Below are 26,229 nucleotides of genomic sequence, written 5' to 3'. Positions count from 1 at the left end.
ACCTGGGTTCCGCCCCGCACCTCATCGTGACAGGCGTCACAGTAACAGAAGTCCGGCGATAAAGCGCCAACATACTACTGACAATCGACATAAGTGTGTATGCTCCGTCGCATGACCGCATCCCACGAGGCCCCGGCGGCCGCCGCAGCCCGGCCGGAACCGCTGCTGGAAGTCCGGAACCTGACCAAGAGCTTCGCCGGGGTGCCCGCCCTGCGCGGGGTGGACCTGCAGGTGCTGCCCGGCGAGGTGCACTGCGTACTCGGGCAGAACGGGGCCGGCAAGTCCACGCTGATCAAGGCCCTCTCCGGGGTGCACCAGCCCGACGGCGGCGAGATCCGCTGGCAGGGCGAGCCGGTGCAGCTGCCGCGCCCGACGGCGGCGCTGGAGCTGGGCATCGCCACCATGTACCAGGAGCTGGACGTGGTGGACGGGCTGACCGTCGCCGAGAACATCTTCCTCGGCCACGAGGACGCGCGGGCCGGGGTGCTGCGCGTGCGCGACACCCGCCGTCGGGCCCGGGAGCTGCTGGCCCGGCTGGGCCACACGGACCTGTCCCCGGCCACGGAGGTCGGCTCACTGTCCGCGGCCGGCAAGCAGATCGTGTCCATGGCCCGGGCGCTGTCCCGCAACGCGAAGCTGATCATCATGGACGAGCCCAGCGCCATCCTGGACACCGGGGAGGTGGAGAACCTGTTCCGGGTGATCCGCGAGCTCACCGCGCAGGGCATCGCGATCGTCTACATCTCGCACCGGCTGGAGGAGATCCGGCAGATCGGCAGCCGCATCTCGGTGATCAAGGACGGCTACAGCACCGCCTCCTCGCTGCCGGTGGCGGCCACCACCCGGGCGGACCTGGTCCGGCTGATGACCGGCCGCGACGCCGTCAACGTGTTTCCGCCCCGCGCCCCCGTGGATGCGGACGCGGAGCCGGCGCTGGAGGTCGAGGGCCTGGCGCTGGCCGGGGTCTTCCGGGACGTGAGCTTCTCCGTGCGGCCGGGGGAGATCTTCGGGCTGGCCGGGCTGGTGGGCTCGGGGCGTTCGGAGATCCTGGAGACCATCTACGGGGCGCGGCGCTCCACCGCCGGCACGGTGAAGGTGCTGGGCAAGACGCTGCGCCCGGGCTCGGTGCCCGCGGCGATCGACGTCGGGCTGGGCCTGTCCCCGGAGGAGCGCAAGAGCCAGGGCCTGCTGCTGGAGGAGCCGATCTACCGCAACGCCACGCTGTCCACCTTCGAACGCTTCGCCCGCCGCGGCCTGCTCAACGAACGCCGCGAAAAGGAGGCCACCCGGACCCAGGCGCAGGCCGTGCAGCTGCACCCGGCGGATCCGGACCGGCCCGCCCGCACCCTCTCCGGCGGCAATCAGCAGAAGGTGCTGCTGGCCCGCTGGCTGATCCACGGCACCCGGGTGCTGCTGCTCGATGAGCCGACCCGCGGCGTCGACGTCGGCGCCAAGACCGAGATTTACGGGCTGATCCGGGCGCTGGCCGCCAACGGGGTGGCCGTGGTGGTGGTCTCCAGCGAACTGGAGGAGGTGCTCGGGCTGGCGGACCGGGTGCTGGTGCTCGACGCCGGCCGGGTGCTCGCCACCGGCAACGCAACCGACATGGACGAGCACACCGTGCTTGACCTGGTGCTGAAAGGAAACGCGCAGTGAGTGAGTCCAAGACGACGGCGGTCCAGCCGCCCCCGGCCGGCGGCGCCGCCGCCGCCGCGCCCGCCCGCCCGAACCCGCTGCGCAGCGTGCTCAGCGGCTCCGCCGGGCGCAACCTCGGGCTGGTGATCGCCCTGCTGGTGCTGTGCGTGGTGGGCGCGGTGACCAGCGGGGACCGGTTCCTGAACGTGGAGAACGCGCTGACCATCCTGCGCTATGCCTCGATCATCGGGGTGATCTGCGTGGGCATGACCTTTGTGATCACCGCCGGCGGGATCGACCTGTCCGTCGGCTCGGTGATGGGCCTGACCACCGTGGTCGCGTCGCTGACCGCCGTGCAGCGGACCGCCGGGGAGACCAGCTGGCTGTTGATGGTGGCGGTGGCGCTCGCCGTCGGGATCTTCGCCGGGCTGATCAACGGGGTGATCATCGCCTACGGCAACGTGGTGGCGTTCATCGCCACCCTCGCCATGCTGGTGGCCGCCCGCGGCGCCGCCGAGCTGATCTCCGGGCGGCGCACGCAGATCGTCATCGAACGGGACTTTTTGTCGGTGATGCGCTCGAACTTCCTGGGCGTGCCGCTGCTGATCTGGATCTTCGCGCTGGTGGCCGCGGCCGGCTGGTTCCTGCTCAACCGCACCACCTTCGGCCGCCGGACGGTGGCGATCGGCGGGAACTTGGAGGCGGCGCGGCTGGCCGGCATCAAGGTCAAGCGGCACATCGTCTGGCTGTACATCCTCTCCGGCATCACCGTCGGGATCGCCGGGGTGATGATGATGGGCCGCACCACCGCCGGCACCTCCACGCACGGGCTGCTGTTCGAGCTGGACGCGATCGCCGCCGTCGTCGTCGGCGGCACCCTGCTGATCGGCGGGCGCGGCACCATCGTGGGCACCGTGCTGGGCGTGCTGCTGTTCAGCATCCTCACCAACGTGTTCACGCAGAACAACCTGGACACCTCGGTGCAGCAGGTGGCCAAGGGCGCGATCATCGTGGTCGCGGTGCTGCTGCAGCAGCGGTTCGCGGTGCGCGGCACCGGCCGGCGCAAGGGCGCGCTGTGAGGCGCCGGGGCGGCGTCGGGATGGATGGAGATTGGTGCGGCGGGGCGGCGTTCGGGGGCCGGGCCGGGATACGGGCCGGAGCGGGCCAATCCGCCGCTGACCTGCGAAGTAACGCCGATTCCTGTGCTTCAATTGCCCAGTGGTCGATATAAGGAAGACGGCGCCTGCCTCCGCCGGTGCCAGCGAACTGTTCCAGCTGCTGCGCGACGGGCAGCCGCGCACCCGCAGTGAGCTGGCGGACCTGATGGGGGTGGCGCGGTCCACGATCGCGCTGCGCCTGGACGCGCTGATGGGCCTGGGCCTGGTGGCGCCGGTGGAGGACGCCGTGTCCACCGGCGGCCGGCCGTCGTCGCGGTTCGCGATGAGCACCGGGGCGCAGGTGGTGCTGGGCGTGGACATCGGCGCCTCGCACCTGCGGGTGGGCCTGACCGACCTGGGCGGCGGCTGCCTGGCCGACGCGCTGCGGGACCTGCCGGTGAGCAACGGCCCGGAGGCGGTGCTGGACACCGTGGCCGAGCTCGCGGCCGAGCTGCTGGAGCAGGCGGGCCGCTCGGCGCGGGACCTGCTGGCGGTCGGCGTCGGGGTGCCGGGGCCGGTGGAGCACAGCACCGGGCGGCCGATCAACCCGCCGATCATGCCCGGCTGGCACGGCTTCGATGTGCCCGGGTACCTGGGCGAGAAGCTGGGCGCGCCGGTGCTGGTGGACAACGACGTGAACGTGATGTCGGTGGGGGAGCGCGAGGCGGCGTGGCCGGACGTGGAGAACCTGATCTTCGTGAAGGTGGCCACCGGCATCGGCGCCGGGATCATCTGCAACGGGGAGCTGCTGCGCGGCGCGGACGGGGTGGCCGGGGACATCGGGCACATCCGAGTGCCGCGCGGGGAGGACAAGCTCTGCCGGTGCGGGAACTACGGCTGCCTCGAGGCGCTGGCCTCCGGCGTCGCCGTGGCGGCGACGCTGCGCGAGGCGGGCCTGGACGCCCGCGACGGCCGGGACGTGGTGGCGCTGGTCAACAGCGGGGACCAGCAGGCCGTGCATGCGGTGAGGCAGGCCGGCCGCGACGTCGGCGAGGTGCTCTCCGCCTGCCTGAGCATGATGAATCCGGCGGTGATCGTGATCGGCGGGTCGATGGCGCTGACCGGCGAGCACTTCATTGCCGGGGTGCGGGAGGTGGTGTACTCGCGGACGATGCCGCTGGCCACCCAGCACCTGCGGATCGTGCAGTCCGCGTCCGGGCTGGATGCCGGGATGCTCGGGGCGAGCATGTTGGCGATCCACCACGCGCTGTCGGTGGAAAGCGTGGACCGGATGCTGGCCGCGGGGGCTGGGGTTTAGGGACTCCCTGCGGCTAGTCAGATCCCGGCGTCGAAGCGGAACCGGATGCCAGTTCACCGGGTGACTCGTCCTCCGCGGCGGCGGAGCGTCTGGCCTGAACCTTGCTGGCCTTGCGGAGCAAGCTGTCTTCGCGGCGACTGTTAAGGATTCTTGGTACGGCGACCACATTGGAGCGCGCTTCGGAAACAAGGTCGCTGACTGACTTTCGCCAGGTCTCTCGCTCGACCTCGCCTCCGGCGACGACGTCGAGGCCGGTCACCTCTGCAAACGCAGCGATCATTCCCAGCGCCTGCTCCGCGCCCTGAAGGAGCTGGCGGGCTTTCAGCGGGCTGCGCACCCGGTTCGCGTCGCTCACGTCGGCGGCTGCGGAAAGCGCATCTGCGAGGCCCTGCACGCTCTCTGTCACAGCCTGGCGTCGCTTCTGCAGCGCTTTACGATTTTCCTCGGCGTGGCCGGCCACTGCTTCCGGGCTGTGTTGCCGCAGATGCGCCAGTTCCAGAAGGTCGAGACGTTGCTGGTCGACGTGAATTGCCGCGAGAATGACCAGCCATCGTTGCATTTCGTTGGTAGATGCTCGCTGCACGGCATCAACGCGATCGGCAAATGAGCGCGCAGAGACCGCAGCGCGCAGGGCGTCCACCTGGCCGCGGGCCTTGGCTTCGGCCTGCGCCAAGGCGGAGGAGTGCCCGGCAATCTGGGCCCATACCGTCTCACTGACGACGCCGGTCGCATCGTAAATGGCGCATGCCCTGGTCAGGACCGACGTCAGCCCCTGGATGTCGCCGAGGGCTTCGATGCGGTTGTCCTCCAACAGCACATCGAGTTTGACGTCCATGGTTTCGACCAGTGACTGGAGGTCTGCTATAGCGCTGCGCAGTGCCATTGTGGCGGCCAAAGTGGCCGCGTTGGACATCATCAGCGGATTGGCGCCGCTGAATGAATCGAACTCCAGAAACTGATCGATCCGGCCTTTGTCGCCGCGCACGACGCCGGCAATCAGTCCGTCCTTCGGCACGTTGAAGCCTGCGAGTTCCTGAAGTCTGGCGTAGCTCTCGTTGGTCACGCGCAGCCACTGCGGGTCGAAGGCCGTGCCGACCGCAGCAACCCCGGACAGCCCGGCCAGCAGGTCCTTCGCCGATTGCTCTGCTGTATCGAGTGCCTCTGCGGGCAGCTCGAGACGGCTCAGCAACGACGACACGGCCTGGTCATCTCCAGCAATAAGTGCGCCGTGTTCAGAAAGGACGATTTCGATATCGCCAGTTGCAGGATTCACGCCCTCATTGTGGCATGAGGCACTGACATGGCGACTGATGGTGGAGAGCAGTTATCGAGTCGTGTCACCTTTCGAATGCATCGGCTCTCAAACACGGCTGACGCCGAGACCGGCGAAGAGGAAGTCCTCGGCGACGACGGGAATGCCGTATTTTCTTGCTTTGCCGGCCTTGCCTGACAAAGTGTCGGGGTCTGCTGCCACTACAACATCGGTCTTCTTGGTTACGTTGTCGGCCACCACGTAGCCGAGGTCCCGCAAAGCCGATGCATAGTCGTCGCGGGGCCTTGCCATGGCTCCGGTCAGCACGACGATGGAACCTGAAGCGACGGACAGAGGACCTTTGGTGGTTGGAGAGGGAGTTTCCACCTCTTTTTGGCCTTTGGCGAGTTCATCGTCCACGACCTTGCGCGGAAGGCCTAAGGCGTCGGCAGCGAGACGAAGGTCCTGTTCTTCCTCAGGGGTGATGACGCCATCCGCCCACGCAGCGGTGACCAGCTGCTCGAGGTAGTACCTGTGCAGGTCGTTGCAACGCTGTCGGTCGATCCCCAGCACCTCAGCCAAAGCGACCAACTCCTGCTGCTCGGTATAGGACAAGTGACGATCTAGCATTGCCCGATCCAGGAGCATCAGGTACTCCTCGTCCTCGGCGGGGCCGCTGAACTCCGGCATATGCGCCGTGATCCGCTGGAGAAAATGCACGGGCTCAGCGGTGAAGCCTCGCTGTACTGTCCGAACGAGGGGTCCGTGTTCAAGGGGAGGCCATTCCAGCTGGCTCACGGCGCTCAGATGCTTTTCCCAGTCCGGCCGGTTTGGGTCCATGTCGATGTAGCGGGACAACAGACCAGCTGCGGCTTCGGCATCATCCCCTGCACAGTGCGCGGAGCCTGTAGGAACACTGAGAAACTCGCAGCAGTGGGCAAGCGACCGGGCGTTACCGAAAACGTAGTCGTGTGAAAGCCGCATCGTGCAGAGCCCCCGCAGGAACATGGGGGGAAGGGTCAGCCCAGCACGGGTGAACTCGTGTTCCAGGAAGGCTGCATCGAAGGAAAGGTTGTGCGCGACCAGGACGTTGCCGTGAAGCCGTGAAGAAATCGCGGGGGCCAGCTCGGCGAAGGTCGGCGCTTCCAAGACCTGGGCAGCCCTGATTCCATGAATACTTTGAGGCCCAAGATCCCTCTGCGGGTTGACCAGGCTCTCCCACCGATCGAGGACCCGACCGGTTGCATCCAAAGTCACGATCCCAACTTCGACCACGCGGTGGTGGTAGCGCGGGTTGAGTCCGGTTGTTTCCAAATCAATTACTGCAAATCCCGGTTCGTACAAGGCAAACTCCTGTTGTCTGGGCGCTAGTACGCGCCAGGATCGTTGTCGGAGAGTTAGAGCTCCCCATGGCTCAGGACGTGTCCGCTGAAGTCACCTTCGCAATTGGGCAGATGGAGCTCGCACAGACCGGCGAGCGTCAGCACGTAGTGCCTGAGGCAATAAACTTCCGCCGCAGCGCCACCAACCACGTTGGACGTCACAAAGTGGGAGGGTTTGTCCACGCAAACAGACTCATCCCAGACGCATCTTCCGGCTCCGAAACCCGCGTCGAGTCCGGTGTCGGAAATCGTGTCATCCCTCGTGAGGATCATGGTCCCTGCTCCTCGATCAACCGCTTTAGGGACTCCAATCCGGCCTGAATCTCTTCCGGTGTCAGCGGGTGGTCTTCATCAAGCCACTGGCTCCATCGACTGCGGAAAGCTGCCTCCCGGTGCAATTCATCGTTGCGGGTGGGGTAATCACGAGCCGTGATAAGCGCGGTCGCCCCATCGTTGTCCGTGGTCACGGAAAGGATGCTGTCCGCTGCCGGAAAGACGATGCATGTGGGTGAGTGCAGGCCCTGCTCGACGCCAATGATGAACCAGGAGTTTGGGACAGACGGAGCGTCATCCGGCAGCAGGTCGTTCTGGAGAGATTCGAAGTTCAGGCAGTTGGTGGCTGTGTAGGCCTGCAGCTCCCGTCCGTCCATCACCGTCTGTAGCCGCGGATAATGGAGGCACTGTCCCGTGGTCGGTTCCCGCCAGTTCTCCAAACCCTTCCATGGGTGGAAAACCCGTGGGGCGTAGCTGACCCTGGGGTCCTTGCCCTCGGAACGGTCGAAGACATTCTTCTGATACATGGGCATCCGGTCCAGATCTAGTTCCAGATGGATGTCGTCGAGCGTGCGTACGAGGAGCGGAACATTGTGGTTGCCCAGCGAGGCCCGCAGCCACGCCTCAAGCTCCGCGGAAGTCCTGAAATGAGAAGTGGCGACCTCATGCTCCTCGTAGCGGACGATGTTGTTGGAAATGCGGTACAGCTCAGCCTCGGGTTCGTCGACCTCCCACAGTTTTGGAACTGTCGCCCCAGCCGTTTCCGCGGAATCCGTCAAAATCCACTGCGCCCAGTCTGCAGCCGGCGCGTGCATCCCCTCCTCCAGCCCGGTGACCGGGTTCGTGAAGCGCTGTGGAGTACCGTCTACGGTGCAGGTGGCTTCCAGAGTTGTGGGATCGCTATCGAGCGGATACCGGATTTCGTACCGGTGTTTCCGGCTCGTGGCACGAGCAAGGACGATCTCAACGGGCTTCGACGGGACCGCGAGATCAAGGTCTGCTGCGCTCAGGGCCGGCCCTTGGGGTGCTGGCACTGGCAGGGACGTATGCGTGTGCTGCTGCTTCCAGTCCTGGAGTTGCTCGAGGCACGTCCTGGCACGAAGCTCCCAAGAGTCGGCGGGGGTTGAATCGGGGCCTGCCAGGATCTGCAGTTCGGGTCGTTTCAGGGCATCCTCCGGCCGCCCCCACAGATAGGCGTGTCGAAAATCCTCTAAACCTTGGCGATCGCCGGTGCAGCGAGCATCTGTGACCAAGCCGATGTCATCGATTAGGTACAACCGCCAGTGCTCACCCTGCCGATAGCTCAGCACAATGTGGGTGGCGAAGTACCAGGCCAGGAAGGAGAAAGTCGGACAGGTATGTCCGTTGACCACAACCTGGGCGCTCTTCCGCGACTCCACGAAGTCCGCTAGCTTCTCATGGGTCCAACCTGCGCCATACACCGGCCGGTTGAAGACATCGGAGTCGAAGGACTTCCCAACGATGGCTGCTAGATCGCCCTCTGCATCTGCTTCCCCCGAAAACGTCGGAAGACTGTGTTGGTCCCGTGCGAAAGCAGCCGGCCATGGGCTGACCGGAACCCGGAGTCGATGACCAGACTCGGGAGTATTCATGGCATTGATCAGTGCCGGCTCCTTGTCGAACCAGCCGTTGGACGGGAAACACGCTTCGTAGGCCGTTCTAGCCACGATTCGCGTCCGGTTCAGACCAGCGCGGATCGGCTGTGAGGGCGATAAAGTCCTCCTGAACCATGCCGGCCTTCCTGTAGCGGGCCCAAGGCGAGGGGTCGTCTGCCACAAGGGCTGACCGGTGCCCGTTGCTGTTGATGATGTCGTCTTCATCTCTAGCCAGCACCGCGAAGCTCAGGCCTCGGTGTGCCGCAAGGAACAGTTCGGTCCACTCGTCCTGAGAACAACCCTTCAGGATCGCGTGCATGAGCTCGTCCCGGAGAATGGAGAGCGGAATGGTGTGCTCCAGCACAAGCATTCCGGAGGTGGAAACCGAAGCATCGGCCTTGGCCGCGAAGTAAAGATCGCGTGCCCGGGGCGACCAGGGGTAGACAAAGGGCTTGTTGTGCTTGTGCATCTGTCGCGGTTTCACCCCGCGCCCGGGCATCCGCGGGTCCTGCCACAGATCCACGATCGTCAGCCGAAGGAGGTGGTTAACCCTTCCAGCCCCGTCCGCTTCCGGTGTTCCCCTTTTGGCCCCTCGCCCACGTTCAAAGGACGGCGCCAGCGCCGAGAAGATCTTGTACAGAGCCTCCAAGTCCGCGCGGTCTCTTTCAGGACCGAGTGAATCCAGCTGGTCGTTGATGCGAGTGACGGTAGCGAGTGTTGCGACATCCATTATTGATCCCCCAGGTTCAACTGTTTTGTGAGAGCACCACCCCGGCGGTACGGCGGCAGGCTGTTTCGAGCTTTGATGTTCCTCGGCTCGGTCTCCGCAGGAAACGCGGAAAGTTTATGACCTCAAGCTCGCGCCGGCTCTGAACTTGGCACGAGCCTCCTTAAGGACGGCGTATGACGGGTGTGTGCTGTTTCCGCTCAAATTCAATGGTGGGCACAGCTGTTTAATGAGTTGATCTTCGACTTCCCCGGGCGCTAGATGCTGAGTCCAGGAGACTGATAGCGAAGCACAGATGAATGCTGTTAGGTCTGCTTCGAAGCGGGGATCCAGTGCGGGCCGTCCCGAGACAATGCACGCTGTCCAGCCATGGGCGGGCGCCAACAACGAAGCCAGTGAGAGGCGAAGCGTGGAGCGGCGGCTGCTGTTGGTGAGATGGGTACTCAAACGGGCAAAGAGGCTGCTGTTCGTCCGGCTGGCTATCCCGATGTAGAGCAGCTCAGCGTCAGAACGCGCTGGGTGGGGGAGACCTGCCAGCCCGGGCACGGTGCCGGGCCTCATCCACCAAGCGTAAATGCCGTGGGTATGCGGCGGAGAGTATTTGGTCAGTACCTGTGGAGCAGGCACCAACGGGGCTTCCAGCAGTTTCCCGGCCGTCGTGGATTCAGATCTATCGGAGTCGGCGCTGTGCGAGGTTTCAGCCACGGGTCCTCCTCAGAATCTCGGCACCGCCCGCTCGGCAGAAGATCAGGACCAGTTGGCTGACCTCTTGTCCCGTTATTCGGCCGATCATCTTTGCGTAAGTGCCAAGTTGGCGCCAGTACGCGGCGATCTGCTTTTCGGTCACACTGATATCGGTCTTGAAGTCGGCGACCACCAGTGACCCGTCATCTTCCCGGTACATCAGGTCGATGATGCCTTCGACCGTATGGCCAGGCTCCGGGACCAGTACCGGCAGCTCCAGCCAATGCTCACGTTCAGCGGCACGACGTACCGGTTCAGTCTCCAAAGCTGCACGGGCCGATGCCTCCAGGTCTTTCGCATTGCGCAGCCCGGCCGCGGTGGCAACGTCAGCGGCCATGCCGGAGAGCGACGTCGACAGTTCCAGGTCCGTGAGCTCCAGCAGACGGTGCAGAGCGGTACCAAACGCCGTTCCGTGTTCTTCCGGGATACCGCCGAAACCGGGCAGCCTTTCCTCGGCCCCGTCCAGCGAATAAAAGCCTGCCGCCACTCCATATTCGGTTGTCACCTCCGGGACCTCTCCTTTGGCCAAGGCTGTGACCGAGGTCCGGGACACGCGCGCCGAGGCGGCCGTCCATTGGGTACGCGAACCCTGCCAGTCGTCCCACTCCGGCACAGGGGCCGCCGTCGTCCGTGCCTTGGGCAAAGGCAGTAAATCCGCCGGCAGTTCAAGATCGGGCGCGCACCTTTCGTCAGTGTTCACTTGAACCAGGAGGCCGCTGAGACTGCGATCCGAACCGCTGTAGTGCGATACCACCAGGTGGCTCTCGGCTCTGGTGCAGGCGACATAGAGCAACCGGCGTCGCTCAGCTTCGATGAATGCCTTTTCGACGGCGGCCGCCTCTTCATACCCGTGCGTTTCAATGCCTTTGAGGAACCGGACGAAGAGATTGCCTGCCTCGTCCCAAAGCGCCGGCTCGGAGCTATGCTGCGGTGCGGATCCCGCTCCGGCAAGGATGACCATGGGGAATTCCAGGCCCTTGGAGGCGTGGATCGTCATGATCCGTACCGCGTGCAGATCCGTCTCGGGCACTATGGATTCCTTGACCCGGGCGTTTTCCTCCTGCTGGGCGGCAGCCCACGCCAGGTAGTCCCGCAGCCCCCCGTGGGTGGCTTCTGTCCAGGCGCGTGCCTGATCAATAACGAACCGGACCCTCCGCCAGGTATCGCGGTAACGCGGGCTGTCGGTTGCGGCTTCGAGCACCCGCCGGTCAGCTGCGATCCGTTCGATCAGTTCGGCGGGGGAGATCAGCGGCAGCTCCCGGTGCAGATCGACCAGGTAACCCAGCGCTTTGCAGACCGGGGAATCTTTCAGCCCTTCCGGCGTCGGCGCGTAGAGGTTCCAGCTTCCGCCGGCCTGCTTCCACCGGAACAAGTCATCATCTCCGCAGGCGAAGAGGGCTGACCGTAGGGTCAGCACCAACGCGGCTTGATCCGCGGTGTTGGCCAGTGTCCGCAGTGCCAGCAGCAGATCGGTGACCTCCTGCGTGGTATAGACCAGCGACGAAGCCTCGGCCCGGTATTCGATGCCGGCGGAATCGAGGGCATCTTCCAAGTAGGGCAACGCAGTGCGGGTGGGCAGGAGGATACAGATGTCCTGCAACCGCAGCGGCCGGAGCGCAAAGCCCTGCTTGTTTCCGGTCTGGTGCCGCCAGGCAGGGCTGCCGCCGGTGCCGGTGGCCACCCGGATTGCAGCGGCGACGTCGGCTGCTTCCTGCTGGCTCCGACGCGCGGCACTCACTTTCCCGTTCTCATCCGGGGTAACCGGGTTCCGGCCGATTACCGAGACCGCGGGCCCATGGGCCGTGTCCCATGCAGGGCGGTTGGGGTCGGGCGCCAGAGCGGCGTACGTCGGCTGGACCGTCCCGTCTGGCTGGATCAGGTCCGCGAAAACCTGATTGATCCAGTCAAGGACGGGCCGTCCGGAACGGAAATTGGTCTGCAGGGTGGCTATCAGGGAGCCCGGATCCTTGTCTGCACGGGCACGGGCTGCGAGGAAGGTGGCGATGTCGGCGCGACGGAAGCGGTAGATGGACTGTTTTGGGTCGCCGACCATGAACAGTCGCCCGGATGCCACCGGTAGGTTCTCCCAGCCGTCGACGCCGCAGCTGGTGTCCGCGGCCAGCCGGACCGCAATCTCTGCCTGGACAGGATCGGTGTCCTGAAACTCGTCGAGCATCAGGTGGGTGTAGCGCCGATGCAGGGGAAGGCGGGCCGGGGCGTCGGCCTCCGTCTCGCCCACCAGCAGGTCGCGGGCATGAACCAGCAGGTCGTGGTATTCCAGCTCCCCGCTGCGCTGGCGTACTTTCGCCGCGGCAAGCAGGACGTCGGCCATGACCGCGCTGACCGTGGTGACGGCAGGGGAAACCTGCCCGGCAATCAGCGCATCCCGGTGCTCCACCAGCCCCACGAACTGCTGCTGGACACTTTTGACGTCGCCGCCCCAGTTGCCCTGTTTGCCAACGGAATAGCCTTTTGCGGGGAGGCTCTTCAGCACGTCGATGGAACGGCCAAGGTCCCCGGACCCGGAGACCTCCTGCAGCCGGTCCCGCCACTCCTCCACGACGGTGACCCGGCCCATGAGCTTGTCCGTCGGGTCGGAGCAATCGGCTTTCCGTTCCAGGACCAGTTCGGCGGCGCGCAGCAGCGGCGCGACGTCGAGTGCCGGAACGGTCTGCGGCTGGGGCGGGTGGGCGCGCAGGCGGTCCCAGTTGCTGTCCAGGGCCGCGGCGACCTTTCGCAGCTGGTCCAAAGTGACGCCGACGGCGAGCAGCACACGCAGGGCGGCGTCGGCCTTGGGATCAGTGAACAGCGCCTGTTGTGCGTCTTCCCACCGGCGCTCGAATGCGATCCGGGACCGGAGCTCGTCCACTACGGTGATCAACGGCGGGACGCCCGCTTCGATGGGGTATTCGCTGATCAGTCGGGCGGCGAAGGAATGAATGGTGCCAATCGGCGCGGCATCCAGCCGGTCCAGCGCCGTGTTCCGTCGTTCGGTTCCGGCGCTGTCCACTGCGGTCTCGCCCAGCGCAATGCGCAGCCGGTCCCTGAGCTCCCCGGCCGCCTTTTCAGTGAAGGTGATGGCGCCGATCGCGCCGATGTCCACTCCACTGTCCACGAGGGCGGCAATGCGGCGGACCAAGGCGTGGGTCTTGCCGCTGCCTGCTCCGGCTTCGACGAACACCGTGGAGGTCAGCTTGGTGGCTATCTTCTCCCGGTCTTCTTCGTCCAGCGGGGGTTGCTGGGTGCTGGTGGATGAGGTCATGCTCGTGGCCGGGTTCATTCTTCCTCCTGGAAGAAGCGGGAGTAGTCGCTGAGGGCCGGGTCGTCCTTGAGCCGGTCCCAGGTGTGCCGCACTCCGGCGACACCCATCAGGGTTGTGTAGTTGGTGTACCGGTCCGATTCCGGTCGCGGTGGGAAGACCCCTGCCAGCATGGCCGCCACGACCACGGCGGCGTCGTCGCGCAGCCGGGCCTCGACGTCGGGCGCCACGTCATAGCCCACGCGTCCATACTTTCCGTCGGCGGTGATGAACCGGTACTCGGCTCGCACCTCCGCCCCCGGGTCGGTGGCGAAACGGCGGGCGAACAGGCCATAGACCGGCAGCTGGAATCGGGTTCCCCCGGCGGTGGGGTCCTCGCACGTCAGTTTCTTGTATTTGTCGGCCTTGCCGGTCTTGTAATCAATGACGAGCACCCGGCCGCTTGAATGCCTGTCCACCCTGTCGACTTTGCCTCGGAAGCGCACGGTGCTCCCATTGGGCAGGTCCAGATCGACCGGCGGTTCGCCGGAGTCGGCACCGAACTCAGTTTCCACCGAGAGGTGCTGCCAGCCGTCGTCGCGCGCCTGCTGGTCCACGTCGTGGACTTTCAGCAGATCAGCCTGGATCCGGGACCTGTCCCGGTCCCAGGTGTGTGTCAGCCACGCCGGATTGGCGGTGGCTGCGAATGCGGTCTCGGCGATTTCCTGCAGCCGCTCGGAAGAGACGTTCTTCGTGCCGTCAGTCAGCCCACGGACGTAGTCTTCGAGCACTTGGTGCATAAGGTTACCGCGCTGCAGATTGCTGATCTGGACTTCGAGCGTCACGTCTTCGAACAGGTCGGCCCTGAGAACGCGACGCAGGAAATAGGCCAGCGGACTGATGACCCAGTCCTCCAAATGCGTGGGTGAGATGGCCCGCTGAGGGTCGATAACGGTGCCGGGGACGCCGGTGAGGTTGCCGTTGAACCGGGTAAAGGCTCCGTGTAGTCGGTCAGACCGGACTTCCGAGACGGCGTCCAGGACTGCGTCACCCGGGAGGGACCCGGTATCCAGCAGCCGGCGGATCCGCCACTCCTGGCCGGTGGGAACCATCCCGGTAGGAGCACCCTGCAACAGGCCGTGTGCGAAGGAGCGTAACGGGGTTTCTTTTGCCCCTGCCAGCCAGCGGGAGGGCTGCAGGGTTCCGCCGGCGCGAAGATTGCCCCGGGGATACAGAACGATGCGTTTAGCCCCGGTGGCAAGGAGTTGGTGGAAGCGTTCCCGCTGCACGAAAGATCGCGCGTGGACACTGGGGAGCGGTACGGCCAGCAGGTGGATCACGCTGTCGGGCAGGAGCGGGTTCTCCCGGAGACGGGCCGGGGCAAGTCCGTCCGCGGCACCGGTGACAAAGACGACGTCGAGGTCTCGGCCGACGCCGTCGTCGTAGGAACCGAGGACCACTCCGGTGCCGCTGGTGCCGGTGCGCTGGTGGCGGGACCGGATGCCTTCGGCGAGGGCATCGCGGACGGTCCGGGCAGTTGGTGGCGGAGCGACTCCATGCAGCAGTTCAAGCGCCCGGATCACTTCATTTACCATGTTGCGGGCGCTGGCGAGCTCGGGTCTTTCCGTTGCCGAACGCGGCCCAAGGAACTCCTCGACGAAAGCGGCGACACTATCGGCTGCCTCTTTCCACGTCGAGGAGGCATAGACTTCCGCGAGTCGTTCGCCCAGCACTGCTGTGAATCCGGTGAACCGGACGTAGTCCTGCTGTCGCTTCAGTTCGGTTTCCGTAGGCTCGAGGTCTCCGTCAGTCTCTTCCACATCGTCCGGGGGAGAGGCATGAAGCCGCTCGCAGACGGCACTGCTGGGCAGATCTTCCTCCGACCAATGCAGGACGCCTTGCGCCATGGTGTCGAGGATGACCCGGATGTCCGGGTTCGCGGGCTCCAGATTGAGCAGGCTGAGCAGTCCCCGGGCCAGGCCGGTGTCAGCAAGACCATGGGCTGACGGGCCGACGAAGGCGATCCCGGCTTCATTGAAGCGTTGGGCCAGCAGGGCCCGGTACGGTTCAGCAGCGGAGTAGAAGACACCGATGCGGTGACCGGGAACGCCTGCGGCCAGTTCTGCGATGACAAGTCGGACGACGGCGCGCGCTTCGTCATCCGCGTCGGATGCGCTGAGGAATTCATCGGGCAGAGGGGAGGACACTGCATCGATATAGATAGTGCGCGCGCACTGATCCAGTGCCGAGCGGAAAGAGGAAACCGAAGGGTCCTGTTCCTCCCCAAGCTGGAAGCAGATCACTGGACCCACTCGGCTGAGAAGCCGTTTGGCCTGAAGAGCAGCGGCGGCAGCGGAATAGAGGTCGTGGTCTGTGTACCAGCCTTTTTCCAGGATTCGGGAGGCGCGACGGTGGACGCGGATGACTTCGCCCACCAGCGGCGACAGCGCAGCCACGTCTTCGGGACAGGCCGCGTCCAGTGCAGCCGAAGTGTTGGCGATAGCGCGGGCGGTTGCCGGCTGGTCTGCGACCTCTGCAAACAGTCCGGGAGCATCGGTGAGTACAGCTCTGACCGCACCTTCCCGGACCATCGCCGGAAGCGGAGCGCGGCCTGACAGATGGCTGCTCAACGCCGCCAGTTCTTCGGCCAAATCGCGCAGGGTGGCTGTTCTAACGGCTGCGCTGCCCCTGCCCTCATTGAGGACCCGGCCCAGATAGTGGGCCAGGTCGCGGGCCGACGCGCGACTGGGCGCGATAATCGTCACGGGCTGGAGCGTACGATCACGCTGGGCATCGGCTACGGCATCCGCAAGCGCCCTCAACGCGGACGGCATGTCCGAAAGTTCCAGCGAACGTGCCGCCGTACCTTCCACAATCTGAATACTCAATTAACTCCCCCTTGTTATCAAGCGACTTCAACCTAGCACCAGGCGCAGACAATGTCGCCAATGACGCTCGGGGGAGTTGCCGCGTTTGCTGCTCTCAGATTTCGCTTTGGCAACGGTTGACCACAAGGGGCAGATCAGCGGTTCGGGGCGGCTATATTTAGCTGGCTGACTGTGCCCAAGGGCGTTTGGTCAATCTATTTCTAGACAGTATGTGTATGACCATGGGGGAAACAGTGGAGAGCGTAGTAAACATATTCGAAATTCTGGCGGCAGTTGCCACGATTGGTGCGCTGTTGTATCTGGCCAAGCAGACGAAGGCTTCGACCGCTTCCATGCAGCACAGCCAGGAACTGACGAACATTGAAATGCAGCGCGAGGAACGTGCGCTTCAGGAAGCGGCGCAGGTCCACGCCGCAGAGGTCACGTGCTGGCCTGCAAAGCTTGTCACCGACGGCGGTGAGACCTGGGGTGTCGAGATCCGGAACGGGTCCAGGGTCTCTGTTTATGAGCTTGAGGTTTCACGGGACGCTGGCCAGACACGCAAGCAAAGGCCGATCCCCCCGATAGCCGGACGAGCAGCCGTTCTAGCCCCCGGGCGATATTTTATTGAACCTGGAAAGTACATCGTTGGCCTCAAGGAAAATGACACCACCGAGTCAATCGTTGGTAACGCCGACTACATGGCGTCCATCAAGTTCAAAGACTCCAATGGGCGGCACTGGTCGAGGGATAAGACTGGCGTGTTGAGCTCCGCGGTAGCAGTTTGATAGGGGGTCCGTTGCCGGGTCAGAGGCCTTGCCTATCCTGTTCCGGCAGCGGACCCGTCGACTAATCCCTTTAGCGGTGTCTTTTCAGCCAGCTGCCTAGGGCACCGGCGTCCACTTCCGCGCCTTGGCCAGTGCGAGCTCAAGCTCCCGCCCGCCGCCCTCGGCAATGAGCTCTGTGTCTCCCACGACGACCAGCAGGCAGCGGGCGCGGGACAGCCCGACGTAGAGCTGCTCTGCGGCGCGCGCCATGTCCTTGAAGCCGTTGACGCACAGGATCACCACCGAGCGTTCCAGGCCCTTGAAGCCGAGGACGTGTCCGTAGAACTCGGCTCCGTCGTCGTGGAATTCCTGCCAGTACTGGGGGATGCTGCCCGTTTCAAAGGCTTCCTGATGGATTGGGTGGCGCTTGTTCGTGGTGAGCAGGGCGATCTGGTTGGGTGCCCAGCCCTCACCGATGAGCGCGTCGACGCAGTCGCTGGCCAGATCCAAAGCGTCTTCGGTGGCGCAGTCGACAAGCCGCACGGGCTCCCCGTCGCCGCCTCGCGGGGTCAAATGCTCTCCGGTAAACCCTTTGAAGGTCAGCGCGATCCGCTTGGTGTTGCGCAGGTTTTCGTCGATATGCAGGGTGACCAGTCCCGCCGTCGGGTCCAAGGCCGAGCCGGCGCTGCCGGCGTCCCACCGGCCGTACACGTTCTGCCGCTCATCCATGAAGGCGTAGACCTCGCCATCGTCGGGTTTCTTGAGGCAGGTCATCAGCGCTTCCCACCACAGGGGTGCGAAATCCTGCGCCTCATCAACGACGACGGCGTCCAGCTTGTCCTCGACGGCCATCGAAGCGGCCAGGTCCTTGAGCTGCTGCGGCATGTCCCGGTCGAAGTAGTCCTGGCCCAGGCCATCGGGAACGCCCAGCAGCTTGGCGTATTCGTGGAACTCGCCGACGAACACCGGGCCGGCGTGCCGCCAGCCGTCCGTCTGACGGCGCAGGTGCTCGGCCAGGCCTTTGTTGTAGCAGAACAGGCCAACGCGTTTGCCCTCCTTGGCCAGCCGGCGGGCCTTCTCTACGGCGAGCCAGGTCTTCCCGCTGCCGGCGCCGCCGACAAACCGCGCCCGTGGAATGGATCGGGTGGAATCGAGCAGAACCTTCTGCCGTTCGGTGAGCTGCTGCTGCAGGTCCTCGAGCTCGGCCGCGCCGAGAGACGGTGTTGCCTCTGTGTCCAGGTCGCCGGAAAGATGCGGCAGAATGCGTTGCAGGAATGACGGCGCCAGCGGGCTGCCGCTGTGGCCCTCGTCTTCGATGGCCGCCCGAATGAGCTCCCGGCTATTTGCGAGGTCGGAGCGGTCAAGGATCAGGCTGCGCGGCGTTCCAGCCATTTCCCAGTCCTGCGGAACATCCGTGTAGGGCAGAGCGGCGATGTGCGCGAACCTGCTGACGAGCTGGGTGCCAAGCCGTGGCGAGAGCAATTCTTAAAGGCATGCGCCGCGCTTTGGCACTGTGCAGTAGGGCTCTGGATTTTGCGCTTTCCTGAACGGTCCGACTGGTACCACTGGCCGTTGGTAACCGAGACCTGGCCGCCCTTGACCTCGATGGCGGCCAGACCGACGCCGGGCCACAGGACGAGGAGGTCGATCTCGTACTCTCGACCGGCATGCCGGAGCTGGACCGAGTGGGCAAGCACGACGTCGGGCAGCTGGGCGCGCAGGGCATCCCACACCGCCTTTTCGGCTTGGTGGCCGTCCGGAAAGTCCGGTTCCTCCGGAATGCAGTACATCATCCCCCTCATTTCGTGACGCTTGAGCATAGGTCTGCGTCACCGTCAGTAGCTATCGGTCCACGCCGTGGGACGGTCAGTTCTTAGGCTTTGGACCTTGACGAACCATCTCGGCGTCGCGTTCGCTCCGCTTCGCGGACGAGGTGGTTGGAGTTGTCATGATTCCCCCTGCTGCGCACAGTCATGTCTGGTGGCGACGACCATCACAGTAGGGCAGCCGCCGACATTTCCACGCATCACACGGGCTAATAAATTTTTGTAAGCGCAGAAACAATTCTTGTAACTTGACACCGAGATGCCCGCGTTTACGGGGCCTCAGCCTCGAAATCTGATCCGCTGGCCGGGTGCCGGCAGGCGTTGTTCCTATTCCGTTATATGTGGATGCATGATCGGACTGGTTGATCCGATACTCTGTTCCTCGCAGCGCCGGGGGAGTGCTGGTTATGACGTAGGGAAGTACCATGGCGTTGTCCAATCGGGAGTTCATCGGCCGTTCGCTGGAGATCCTGTCTGCGGGCCTCGAGCCCCACATTTTTCGGGTGATGTCCGAGGTCTCGCCCGGGCTCGACTGGCCGGCCCTGCTGGCCCGAAAAGACGAAACGGCAGGCCGCGCCCCGCGCACCTATAAGACCAGCGACGTCCTGGCCCAGCTGCGGATCATGACCGAGAAGCTGGGCAGCCTCGGGTGGCCCTTCGGGCTTCCGCGAGACGCCACGGCGTACGCCGGTGAGCTGCGGCAGGTGCGCAACGGCTGGGCCCACAATGAGGACTTCGCGGACGACGACGTCGCCCGCGCCATCGACACCGCCATCCGCCTGCTCCGCTGGATCAATGCGGACAAATCGGCAGCAGAACTCAGCGCCCTGCGCGAGGAGTTCGCCCGCCGTCCCGCCGCCGCACCCGCGTCGGGCACCGGGTCCCGCCCCGAGCCGGTCACCGCACCGGCGGACGCGCCGGAACCCGCACCGTCACCGGTCCCGGCCGGCGGCCGGCCCACCCCGCAGCCTGCCCCCGAACAACCGTCCCGTCCCGAACAACCGTCCCGTCCCGAACCGCAGACCGCTCCCGGCCACGCTGCGCAGGAACCCGAAGCCGCCTCCGCAGCCGATGCCGACCGCATCACCATCAGCCTGGAGACCGTCGCGGAGACCAGCTACGCCCTGTCCTACAACGGCAGCCAGATCGTCAGCCGGCTCAGCATCACCAACCCCGGCCCCGAGATCCGCGGCGTGGAGCTCAAACTCTCCCTCTCCACCGTCAGCGGAAGCCTCTCCCGTGACTGCGTGCACTACCTCGACCTGCCGGAACGGGGGACCGTCACCCTGGCCTCGCCGAACCTGCAGGCCGACCCCGCCAGCATGCTCCAGCTTGAGGACCGGCAGGCCGGCACCGTGCTGGCCCAGCTGATCTCGGGGGACGAGACCCTCGCCTCGGCCGACGCCGAGATCGAAGTCCTCGGCGCCCAGCACTGGCGACTGCGGCCCGGCCTCCTCACGATGGAATCGCTGGCCGCCTTCGTCCAGCCCAACCATCCGGCGATTGCCGCCGTCTGCCGCGAAGCCGCCGCGATCCTGGAACAGCGCACGGGCAGCGGCTCGCTGCAGGGCTACCAGGCCGGCGAGGAACGCGCCGACGCCATCGCCTACGCCATCTTCGAAGCCGCACACCGCCGCGGCATCCGCTACAGCGAGCCGCCGCCCACCTGGGGGCAGGGCGCACAGCGGATCCGGACGCCGGGCCAGGTCCTCGACTTGGGCTTCGGCACCTGCATGGACACCACCGTCGTCCTCGCCGCCGCCTTGGAGTTCGCCGGCCTGCAGCCCAACCTGTGGCTGATGGACGGCCACATCTTCCTCGGCTACTGGCGCCACGAAGCCAACTTCCAGACTCCCGCCGTCGAAGAGCCCCAGCTGTTGATCAACGCCATCGATATGGGCCGGATCCGGCTGATCGAGACCACCGCCGTCACCGACAAGGACCTGCACCCCGCCCAGTACCTCCACAATCGCGCCTACACCGAGTGGCTCACCGGTGACCTGGATCGGGTGGCAGGCGTCATCGACATCTATGCTGCCCGCAATGCCGGCATCCGGCCCATCCCGGCGCGGATCAGCGACACCGCAGGCCGGACCGACATCTATGAATACGTGCCTCCGCAGCGCGCCGTGGTCCCCGCGCCGCAGGGTGCAGCGGAGCGGAAGAAGCAGCAGGAGCCGGTGCGCGCCGTCGTGCCTCCCCGCATCGCGCAGTGGAAGAACGCGCTGCTGGACCTCAGCCTGCGCAACCGGCTGATCAACTTCACCCCCGCCGCCCGGTTCCCGCTCGCAGTCCCGGACGAGCGGGTGGGCCAGTTCGAGGACCTGATCAACGGCGGCACGGCGATCACCCTGCTGGCGTCCGACGCCGTGTCCGCCATGCAGGCCGAGCGCGGCATCCGCTTCGGCCGGGACCTGCCGCAGGACCAGCTGGCGGAGATCCTGGTCGGCAAGAAGGCCGTCTTCGCCGACGTCACCGAGGCCGCCTACCAGCCCCGGATGCGCAACCTTGCCTACAAGGCCCGCACCGTCACCGAGGAAACCGGCGCGAACAACCTGTACCTGGCGCTGGGCACCATGGTCTGGAGCCAGGACGGCAAGGAGCTGCGCTCGCCGCTGATCCTGGTGCCCGTGCACCTGCGCTCCACCGGCCGCGGCGGCCACTACACGGTGGTGCTCGACGACACCGGCACCTCCACCCCCAACTACTGCCTGCTGGAGAAGCTGAAGCTTACCCACAACCTGCACATCCCCGGACTCGCCGACCCGGCCGAGGACGCCTCCGGCATCGACCTCGACGCCGCCTTCGCCTCCGTACGCGGCGCCATCGCGGAGAAGGGACTGCCCTTCCGGGTGGAGCCCACCGTGGACCTGTCCATCCTGCAGTTCGCCAAGTACCGGCTCTGGAAGGACCTGGACGAGAACTGGGAACAGTTCGAGGCCAATCCGCTGGTCCGGCACCTCATCCACACACCCACCGACGCGTTCACGGATCCGGAGCAGGCCGAGCCCGACGGCGATCTGGACAACCTCGCCGCGAAGCTCCCCATCCCGGCTGACTCCTCGCAGCTGCAGGCCGTGGCCGAAGCGGTGGCGGGCAAGACCTTCGTGCTGGAAGGCCCGCCGGGCACCGGCAAGTCCCAGACCATCACCAACCTGCTCACCCGGGCGGTCGCCGAGGGCAAGCGGGTGCTCTTCGTCGCCGAAAAGCGCGCCGCCCTGGACGTGGTGCAGAAACGGCTGAACGACGTCGGCATGGGCGTGTTCACCCTGGACCTGCACGACAAGGGCAGCAAGCCCGCCGCGGTCCGGGAGCAGATTCGCCGCGCCCTGGAGCACAGCGTGGACGTCGACGAGCAGGGCCTGCGCGTCTCCCGCGGCGAACTGTCCAAGGCCCAGCGGGAACTGCGCCGGTACGCGTTCCGGCTCCATCAGGAAAACCCCGCCGAACTGTCGTTCTACGGGGCCCGCACCCAGGAGCTCGCGGTCGGGTCCGACGTGCCCGCGCTGCCCGTCACTGACGCCTTCCTCACCGCCACCGACCTGGACCAGCTGCAGCAGCTGCGCTCGGTGCTGGCGGATCTGCCCGACGCCGCTGAGCCGGCCCTGCCCGGGCCCGACACTCCGTGGGGTTTCCTCGACAGGCCGCTGACGGAGGAGCAGCTCGCGAAGTTGGCCGGGGCAGCCACCACCTTCGACACCGCGCTGAAGGCCCTCGCCGCCGTGCCCGGCCTGCAACCGGTGCTCACCGCGGTCCGCGCCCCGCAGGAGCTTGCCCGGCTGGTGCCGGCCCTTCAGCTGCAGAACGTGGACGTGGACCTGCTGGACGAGGTCAACACTCCACGCTGGCAGGGGTACGCCGAGCAGGTCGGTCAGCATATGGGTGCCTTCCTGGCCGCCTCCCACCCCGGTCTGGACAAAGCGACGCCGCAGGCGCTTGACCTGCCGCTGGCCGACCTGCATGCCCAAGCCGTCGCGGCCGCCGAGTCCGGCTTCTTCGGGCGGAAGAAGCGGCTGCTGGCAGTGCTGGACCAGCTTTCCGGGGTCCTCCGCCCTGACGCTCAGGTGCGACCCAAGGAAGTGCCGGCGCTGACCGAGGCGCTGCTGCAGGTCCAGACCGCCGTCCGCGGCCTGGCCGGTGAAGCGTCCTCCCTGCCCGGCGTCGCCCTGCCCGTCTCCTGGAACCCGCTCACCGAAGCCGGGCAGGAACACCTGCGCCGCAGCGTGGAGTGGCTCAAGCACACCGCCGAGCTGGTCCGGCTCGACGGCGCACCCGCCCCCGAGGAATTCCTGCCCGCTTTGCGCGCCTTCCTCCGCCGGCGCGTGCCGGTGCCTGCCGAAGCCGTGGCCGCGGCACAGGTCCTGGCCGCCTCGGCCGCGGACCTGTTCGATCCCGCGGTGGTGACGAAGAGCGAGCTGGCCGCATGGCTGGGCGGGCACGCCCTGCTGGCCCGGTGGCGGCAGACCGCAGCGGGCCGGGATACCGTGCCCGACGCCGCGCCCGCCCTGCGCCGCCGGGTCCGGTTCCTGGCCGCGCTGGAACCGCTGCGCGCCGTCGGGCTCACCGACGCCCGGGCCCAGCTGCTCCTCGGGCAGGTGGACGCGGAGGACGCCGTCGCCGCCTTCGAACTCGGCCTCGCCGTGGCGTCCCGCCGCGAGCGGGCCGCAGCCACCGGGCTGCACGAGTTCGAGCCCCGGAAGCATGAGAGGGCCATCGAGCGGTTCCTGAGCCGCTCCGCCGCCGTCCGGGCCCAGCTGCGCGAAGCTATTCCTGCCGAGGTGCTGGCCGCCCGCACCTTCAATCCGCGCTCCGACGCCGGGCAGATGGGCAAGCTGCACCGCCAGCTCTCGCTCAAGCGCGGCATGCGGGTGCGCCCGCTGATGGAGGCCTTTGGCGAGCTGATCGTCCGGATCACCCCGTGCGTGCTGGTCAGCCCCGACTCGGTGGCGCGGTTCTTCCCGGCCCGCAGCGACCTGTTCGACCTGGTGGTCTTCGACGAGGCCTCCCAGATCCGGGTTGCCGATGCAGTGGGCGCCATGGGCCGCGGACGCTCCGTCGTCGTCGTCGGCGACAGCAAGCAGATGCCGCCGACGTCGGTGGCCGAAGCCGCCGCCACCGAGAAGGACGAGGACGCGGAGCTGGCCGAGGAGACGGTGGAGGACGAGGAGTCGATCCTCTCCGAATGCGTCACGGCCCGGGTGCCGCGGCACTGGCTCACTTGGCACTACCGCAGCCAGGACGAGGCGCTGATCGCGTTCAGCAACCAGCAGTATTACGACGCGAAGCTGTCCTCCTTCCCGGCCCCGGTGCACGGACCGGCCAGCGCAGCCCCCGGCGGGTACGGCGTGAACTTCGTCCGCGTGGACGGACAGTTCCAGCGCTCGGGCAAGGGCAAGCTGCTGCGCACCAACCCGGTGGAGGCCGAAGCCGTGGTCGCGGAGATCCGCCGCCGTTTCGACGCCTCGCCGGACTCCTTCCCGTCGCTGGGCGTGGTGACCTTCAACCTGCAGCAGCGTGCCTACATCGAGGCGCTGCTGCGTGACTGCGACGATCCGCGGATCGCCGAGGCACTGGAAGCGCCCGAAGGCCTGTTCGTGAAGAACCTGGAGAACGTCCAGGGCGACGAGCGGGACACCATCCTGTTCTCCACCGGCTTCAGCAAGAACGACAAGGGAGTGCTGCCGCTGAACTTCGGCCCGCTGACCCGTTCCGGGGGCGAGCGGCGGCTGAACGTGGCGGTGACCCGTGCCCGCCGGCAGGTGGTGGTGTTCTCCAGCTTCGATCCGGCGGACATCCGCACCGCGGAGACGTCCTCGGTGGGCCTGAAGCACCTGCGCAGCTACCTGGAGCTGGCGGCCGCCGGCACCGGGGCGCTGCCGGCCGACGGGCGGCGGCGTCCTGCCGTGGACCGGCACCGGGAGCAGATCGCCGCGGTGCTGGGCAGCCGCGGGCTGGTGGTGAACACCGACGTCGGGCTCTCCGACTTCAAGGTGGACCTCAGCGTGGCGCTGCCCGAGGAACCGGAGCGGCCGCTGATGGCGATCCTGCTGGACTCCCCGGCGTGGGCCGCCCGCGGCACGGTGGGGGACCGGGACGGGCTGCCGTCCGACGTGCTCTCCCGGATGCTGCGCTGGCCGTCCGTGCAGCGGGTCTGGCTGCCCGAGTGGGTGGCGGACGCCGGGGCTGTGGCTGACCGGCTGGAGAAGGAAATCCGGCGGGAGGACCTGCTGGAAACTGAAAAGACTGAGGCTGCTGCCGATGTTTCCGGAGTCGAGGCCGTGGCGAAGGACCCGGTCGGCGGGGAGCAGGTCGGGTGGGTCCAGGAAGTGGCCGAAACGCAACTTGCCGAAATCGAGCCGAGTCCGCTGGCGCCGGCTCGGCTGGCGTCAGGCTCCATCGCTCATGCCGCGCCGCTCGAAAGCGGAACCGGAATCAACCGCGGGCCGGGCTCCGAAGGAGCGACCAGCGGGAGAGGTAACGCCGAGCCGTTCGTGCCGTGGAGCTGGCGGCGGACCGGCGGCATCGAATACCTGGACCAGCTGGGCTCATCCCGGCGTGCCCGCGCTGTGGTGGCCGAGGTGCTGGCAACGATCGTGGAAGCGGAGGGCCCTATCCACACGGTGCGGCTGGCCAAGCTGGTCTGCGCAGAGTTCGACCTGAACAAGGTCAACAGCGCGCGCGCCGGGGCCGTCCTCAAGCTGATTGACCGCAAGAAGCTCTCCGTGGACCGGGATGGTTTCGTTTGGCCGACACGCCTGGATCCGGCCACCTGGGCCGGCTACCGGACGGTGGAGGAAGGCGACGAGCCGCGCAAGATCGAGCACGTCAGCCTGGTGGAGATCGGCAACGCGATGGCGGACCTGTGTCGGGAAGCTGCGGGGCTGGAGCCGGACGAGCTCAAGCGGCAGGCGCTTCGGGTCTTCGGCGGCCGGCGGGTGACGGCGGGCATCGGGGAGCGTCTGGAAGCGGCGCTCACCGCAGCACTGGACGCCGGAAAGCTTGGATGGGGTGCAGGGGGCACCGTGGTTTCACGGGTACGATCGCCCCGTATCGTGACTCGAACGACGAACAACTCCGCCCGAGAGCGCGCCGCAATGGAGCCCTCGGGAACCATCGAGTGGACCGAAGAAGGGGAGCAACGCGTCCTCCGGCTGTACAGGGAGGGCAACTCGGTTGACCAGGTGGCTGTGAGAGCAGGACTGGACCAGCGCGAGGTCGCCATCCGCCTCATCGAGCTGCTGCTGGAGCCGACGGGGGACATCACCGACGAAACGGGTGCTTATCGGCACGGGCGGCCCTACACAACGGTCGAGTTGAAGCGCATGGAGGAGCTCTATGACGCCGAGACACCGCTATCCGAAATAGCGATAGACGTGCAACGTACCCAGCTCGGGGTGGGTTGGCGATTGCTGAATGAGGGGCTTCCCCGACGCCGGAAAGAAGACTGGCGGGGCACAACTCATGGGCGCTGAGCACCGCGCCCACAA

The 26,229-nt window shown here is 66.3% G+C and carries 14 protein-coding genes; 5 read left to right on the top strand and 9 right to left on the bottom strand.

What is annotated here, in order from left to right; genetic code table 11:
* Window positions 1-180 precede the first annotated feature (180 nt).
* The 3 genes from AC5RV6_RS14330 to AC5RV6_RS14320 all read left to right on the top strand — a co-directional run bounded on the left by AC5RV6_RS14330 (window position 181) and on the right by AC5RV6_RS14320 (window position 4,050).
* Window positions 181-1,656, top strand: a complete 1,476-nt coding sequence (locus AC5RV6_RS14330) for a sugar ABC transporter ATP-binding protein (protein ID WP_494008101.1) — start codon at window positions 181-183, stop codon at window positions 1,654-1,656.
* Window positions 1,653-2,714 (top strand): ABC transporter permease, encoded by a 1,062-nt coding sequence (locus tag AC5RV6_RS14325; protein ID WP_494007996.1) that lies wholly within the window; start codon window positions 1,653-1,655, stop codon window positions 2,712-2,714. Before AC5RV6_RS14330 ends, AC5RV6_RS14325 begins: the two co-directional genes overlap by 4 nt.
* Before the next feature lie 139 nt (window positions 2,715-2,853).
* On the top strand, window positions 2,854-4,050 hold the full coding sequence (locus tag AC5RV6_RS14320) for an ROK family transcriptional regulator (protein WP_494007995.1): 1,197 nt from the start codon (window positions 2,854-2,856) through the stop codon (window positions 4,048-4,050).
* 13 nt (window positions 4,051-4,063) lie between these two features.
* Here the strand turns inward: AC5RV6_RS14320 and AC5RV6_RS14315 are convergent, their stop codons facing one another.
* The 7 genes from AC5RV6_RS14315 to AC5RV6_RS14285 all read right to left on the bottom strand — a co-directional run bounded on the left by AC5RV6_RS14315 (window position 4,064) and on the right by AC5RV6_RS14285 (window position 16,170).
* Window positions 4,064-5,323 carry a hypothetical protein gene (locus AC5RV6_RS14315; RefSeq protein WP_494007994.1) on the bottom strand — a complete coding sequence of 420 codons (1,260 nt, stop codon included), beginning with the start codon at window positions 5,321-5,323 and terminating at the stop codon, window positions 4,064-4,066.
* Between the two features lie 87 nt (window positions 5,324-5,410).
* Window positions 5,411-6,646 carry an exonuclease domain-containing protein gene (locus AC5RV6_RS14310; protein ID WP_494007993.1) on the bottom strand — a complete coding sequence of 412 codons (1,236 nt, stop codon included), beginning with the start codon at window positions 6,644-6,646 and terminating at the stop codon, window positions 5,411-5,413.
* A 307-nt stretch (window positions 6,647-6,953) separates the two neighbouring features.
* Window positions 6,954-8,645 (bottom strand): hypothetical protein, encoded by a 1,692-nt coding sequence (locus tag AC5RV6_RS14305; RefSeq protein WP_494007992.1) that lies wholly within the window; start codon window positions 8,643-8,645, stop codon window positions 6,954-6,956.
* The gene (locus AC5RV6_RS14300) at window positions 8,638-9,303 is read right to left on the bottom strand and encodes a hypothetical protein (RefSeq protein ID WP_494007991.1); all 666 of its coding nucleotides are present in this window, start codon (window positions 9,301-9,303) and stop codon (window positions 8,638-8,640) included. The genes AC5RV6_RS14305 and AC5RV6_RS14300 overlap by 8 nt, the downstream gene beginning before the upstream one ends.
* A gap of 114 nt (window positions 9,304-9,417) precedes the next feature.
* Window positions 9,418-9,927 carry a GIY-YIG nuclease family protein gene (locus AC5RV6_RS14295; protein WP_494008100.1) on the bottom strand — a complete coding sequence of 170 codons (510 nt, stop codon included), beginning with the start codon at window positions 9,925-9,927 and terminating at the stop codon, window positions 9,418-9,420.
* Between the two features lie 70 nt (window positions 9,928-9,997).
* On the bottom strand, window positions 9,998-13,324 hold the full coding sequence (locus AC5RV6_RS14290) for a UvrD-helicase domain-containing protein (protein WP_494007990.1): 3,327 nt from the start codon (window positions 13,322-13,324) through the stop codon (window positions 9,998-10,000).
* On the bottom strand, window positions 13,321-16,170 hold the full coding sequence (locus AC5RV6_RS14285; RefSeq protein ID WP_494007989.1) for a PD-(D/E)XK nuclease family protein: 2,850 nt from the start codon (window positions 16,168-16,170) through the stop codon (window positions 13,321-13,323). Before AC5RV6_RS14285 ends, AC5RV6_RS14290 begins: the two co-directional genes overlap by 4 nt.
* Before the next feature lie 215 nt (window positions 16,171-16,385).
* Between AC5RV6_RS14285 and AC5RV6_RS14280 the strand changes: the two genes are divergently transcribed.
* Entirely contained in the window at window positions 16,386-16,937 is a 552-nt protein-coding gene (locus AC5RV6_RS14280; protein WP_494007988.1) for a hypothetical protein, read from the top strand.
* 96 nt (window positions 16,938-17,033) lie between these two features.
* Here the strand turns inward: AC5RV6_RS14280 and AC5RV6_RS14275 are convergent, their stop codons facing one another.
* Both AC5RV6_RS14275 and AC5RV6_RS14270 read right to left on the bottom strand, forming a co-directional pair.
* Window positions 17,034-18,308, bottom strand: coding sequence for a DEAD/DEAH box helicase (locus AC5RV6_RS14275; protein WP_494007987.1), 1,275 nt, complete (start codon window positions 18,306-18,308; stop codon window positions 17,034-17,036).
* The gene (locus AC5RV6_RS14270) at window positions 18,284-18,718 is read right to left on the bottom strand and encodes a nuclease-related domain-containing protein (protein WP_494007986.1); all 435 of its coding nucleotides are present in this window, start codon (window positions 18,716-18,718) and stop codon (window positions 18,284-18,286) included. The genes AC5RV6_RS14275 and AC5RV6_RS14270 overlap by 25 nt, the downstream gene beginning before the upstream one ends.
* 449 nt (window positions 18,719-19,167) lie before the next feature.
* On the opposite strand from AC5RV6_RS14270, the gene proA reads away from it, so the two are divergent.
* Complete coding sequence (gene proA, locus AC5RV6_RS14265) at window positions 19,168-26,214, top strand: anti-phage protein ProA (protein WP_494007985.1); 7,047 nt, start codon at window positions 19,168-19,170, stop codon at window positions 26,212-26,214.
* Window positions 26,215-26,229 lie beyond the last annotated feature (15 nt).

It is taken from the genome of Arthrobacter saudimassiliensis, assembly GCF_059090665.1.
Note: the sequence above shows the minus strand (reverse complement) of the source record. Positions and strands in the feature narration are given on the sequence as shown.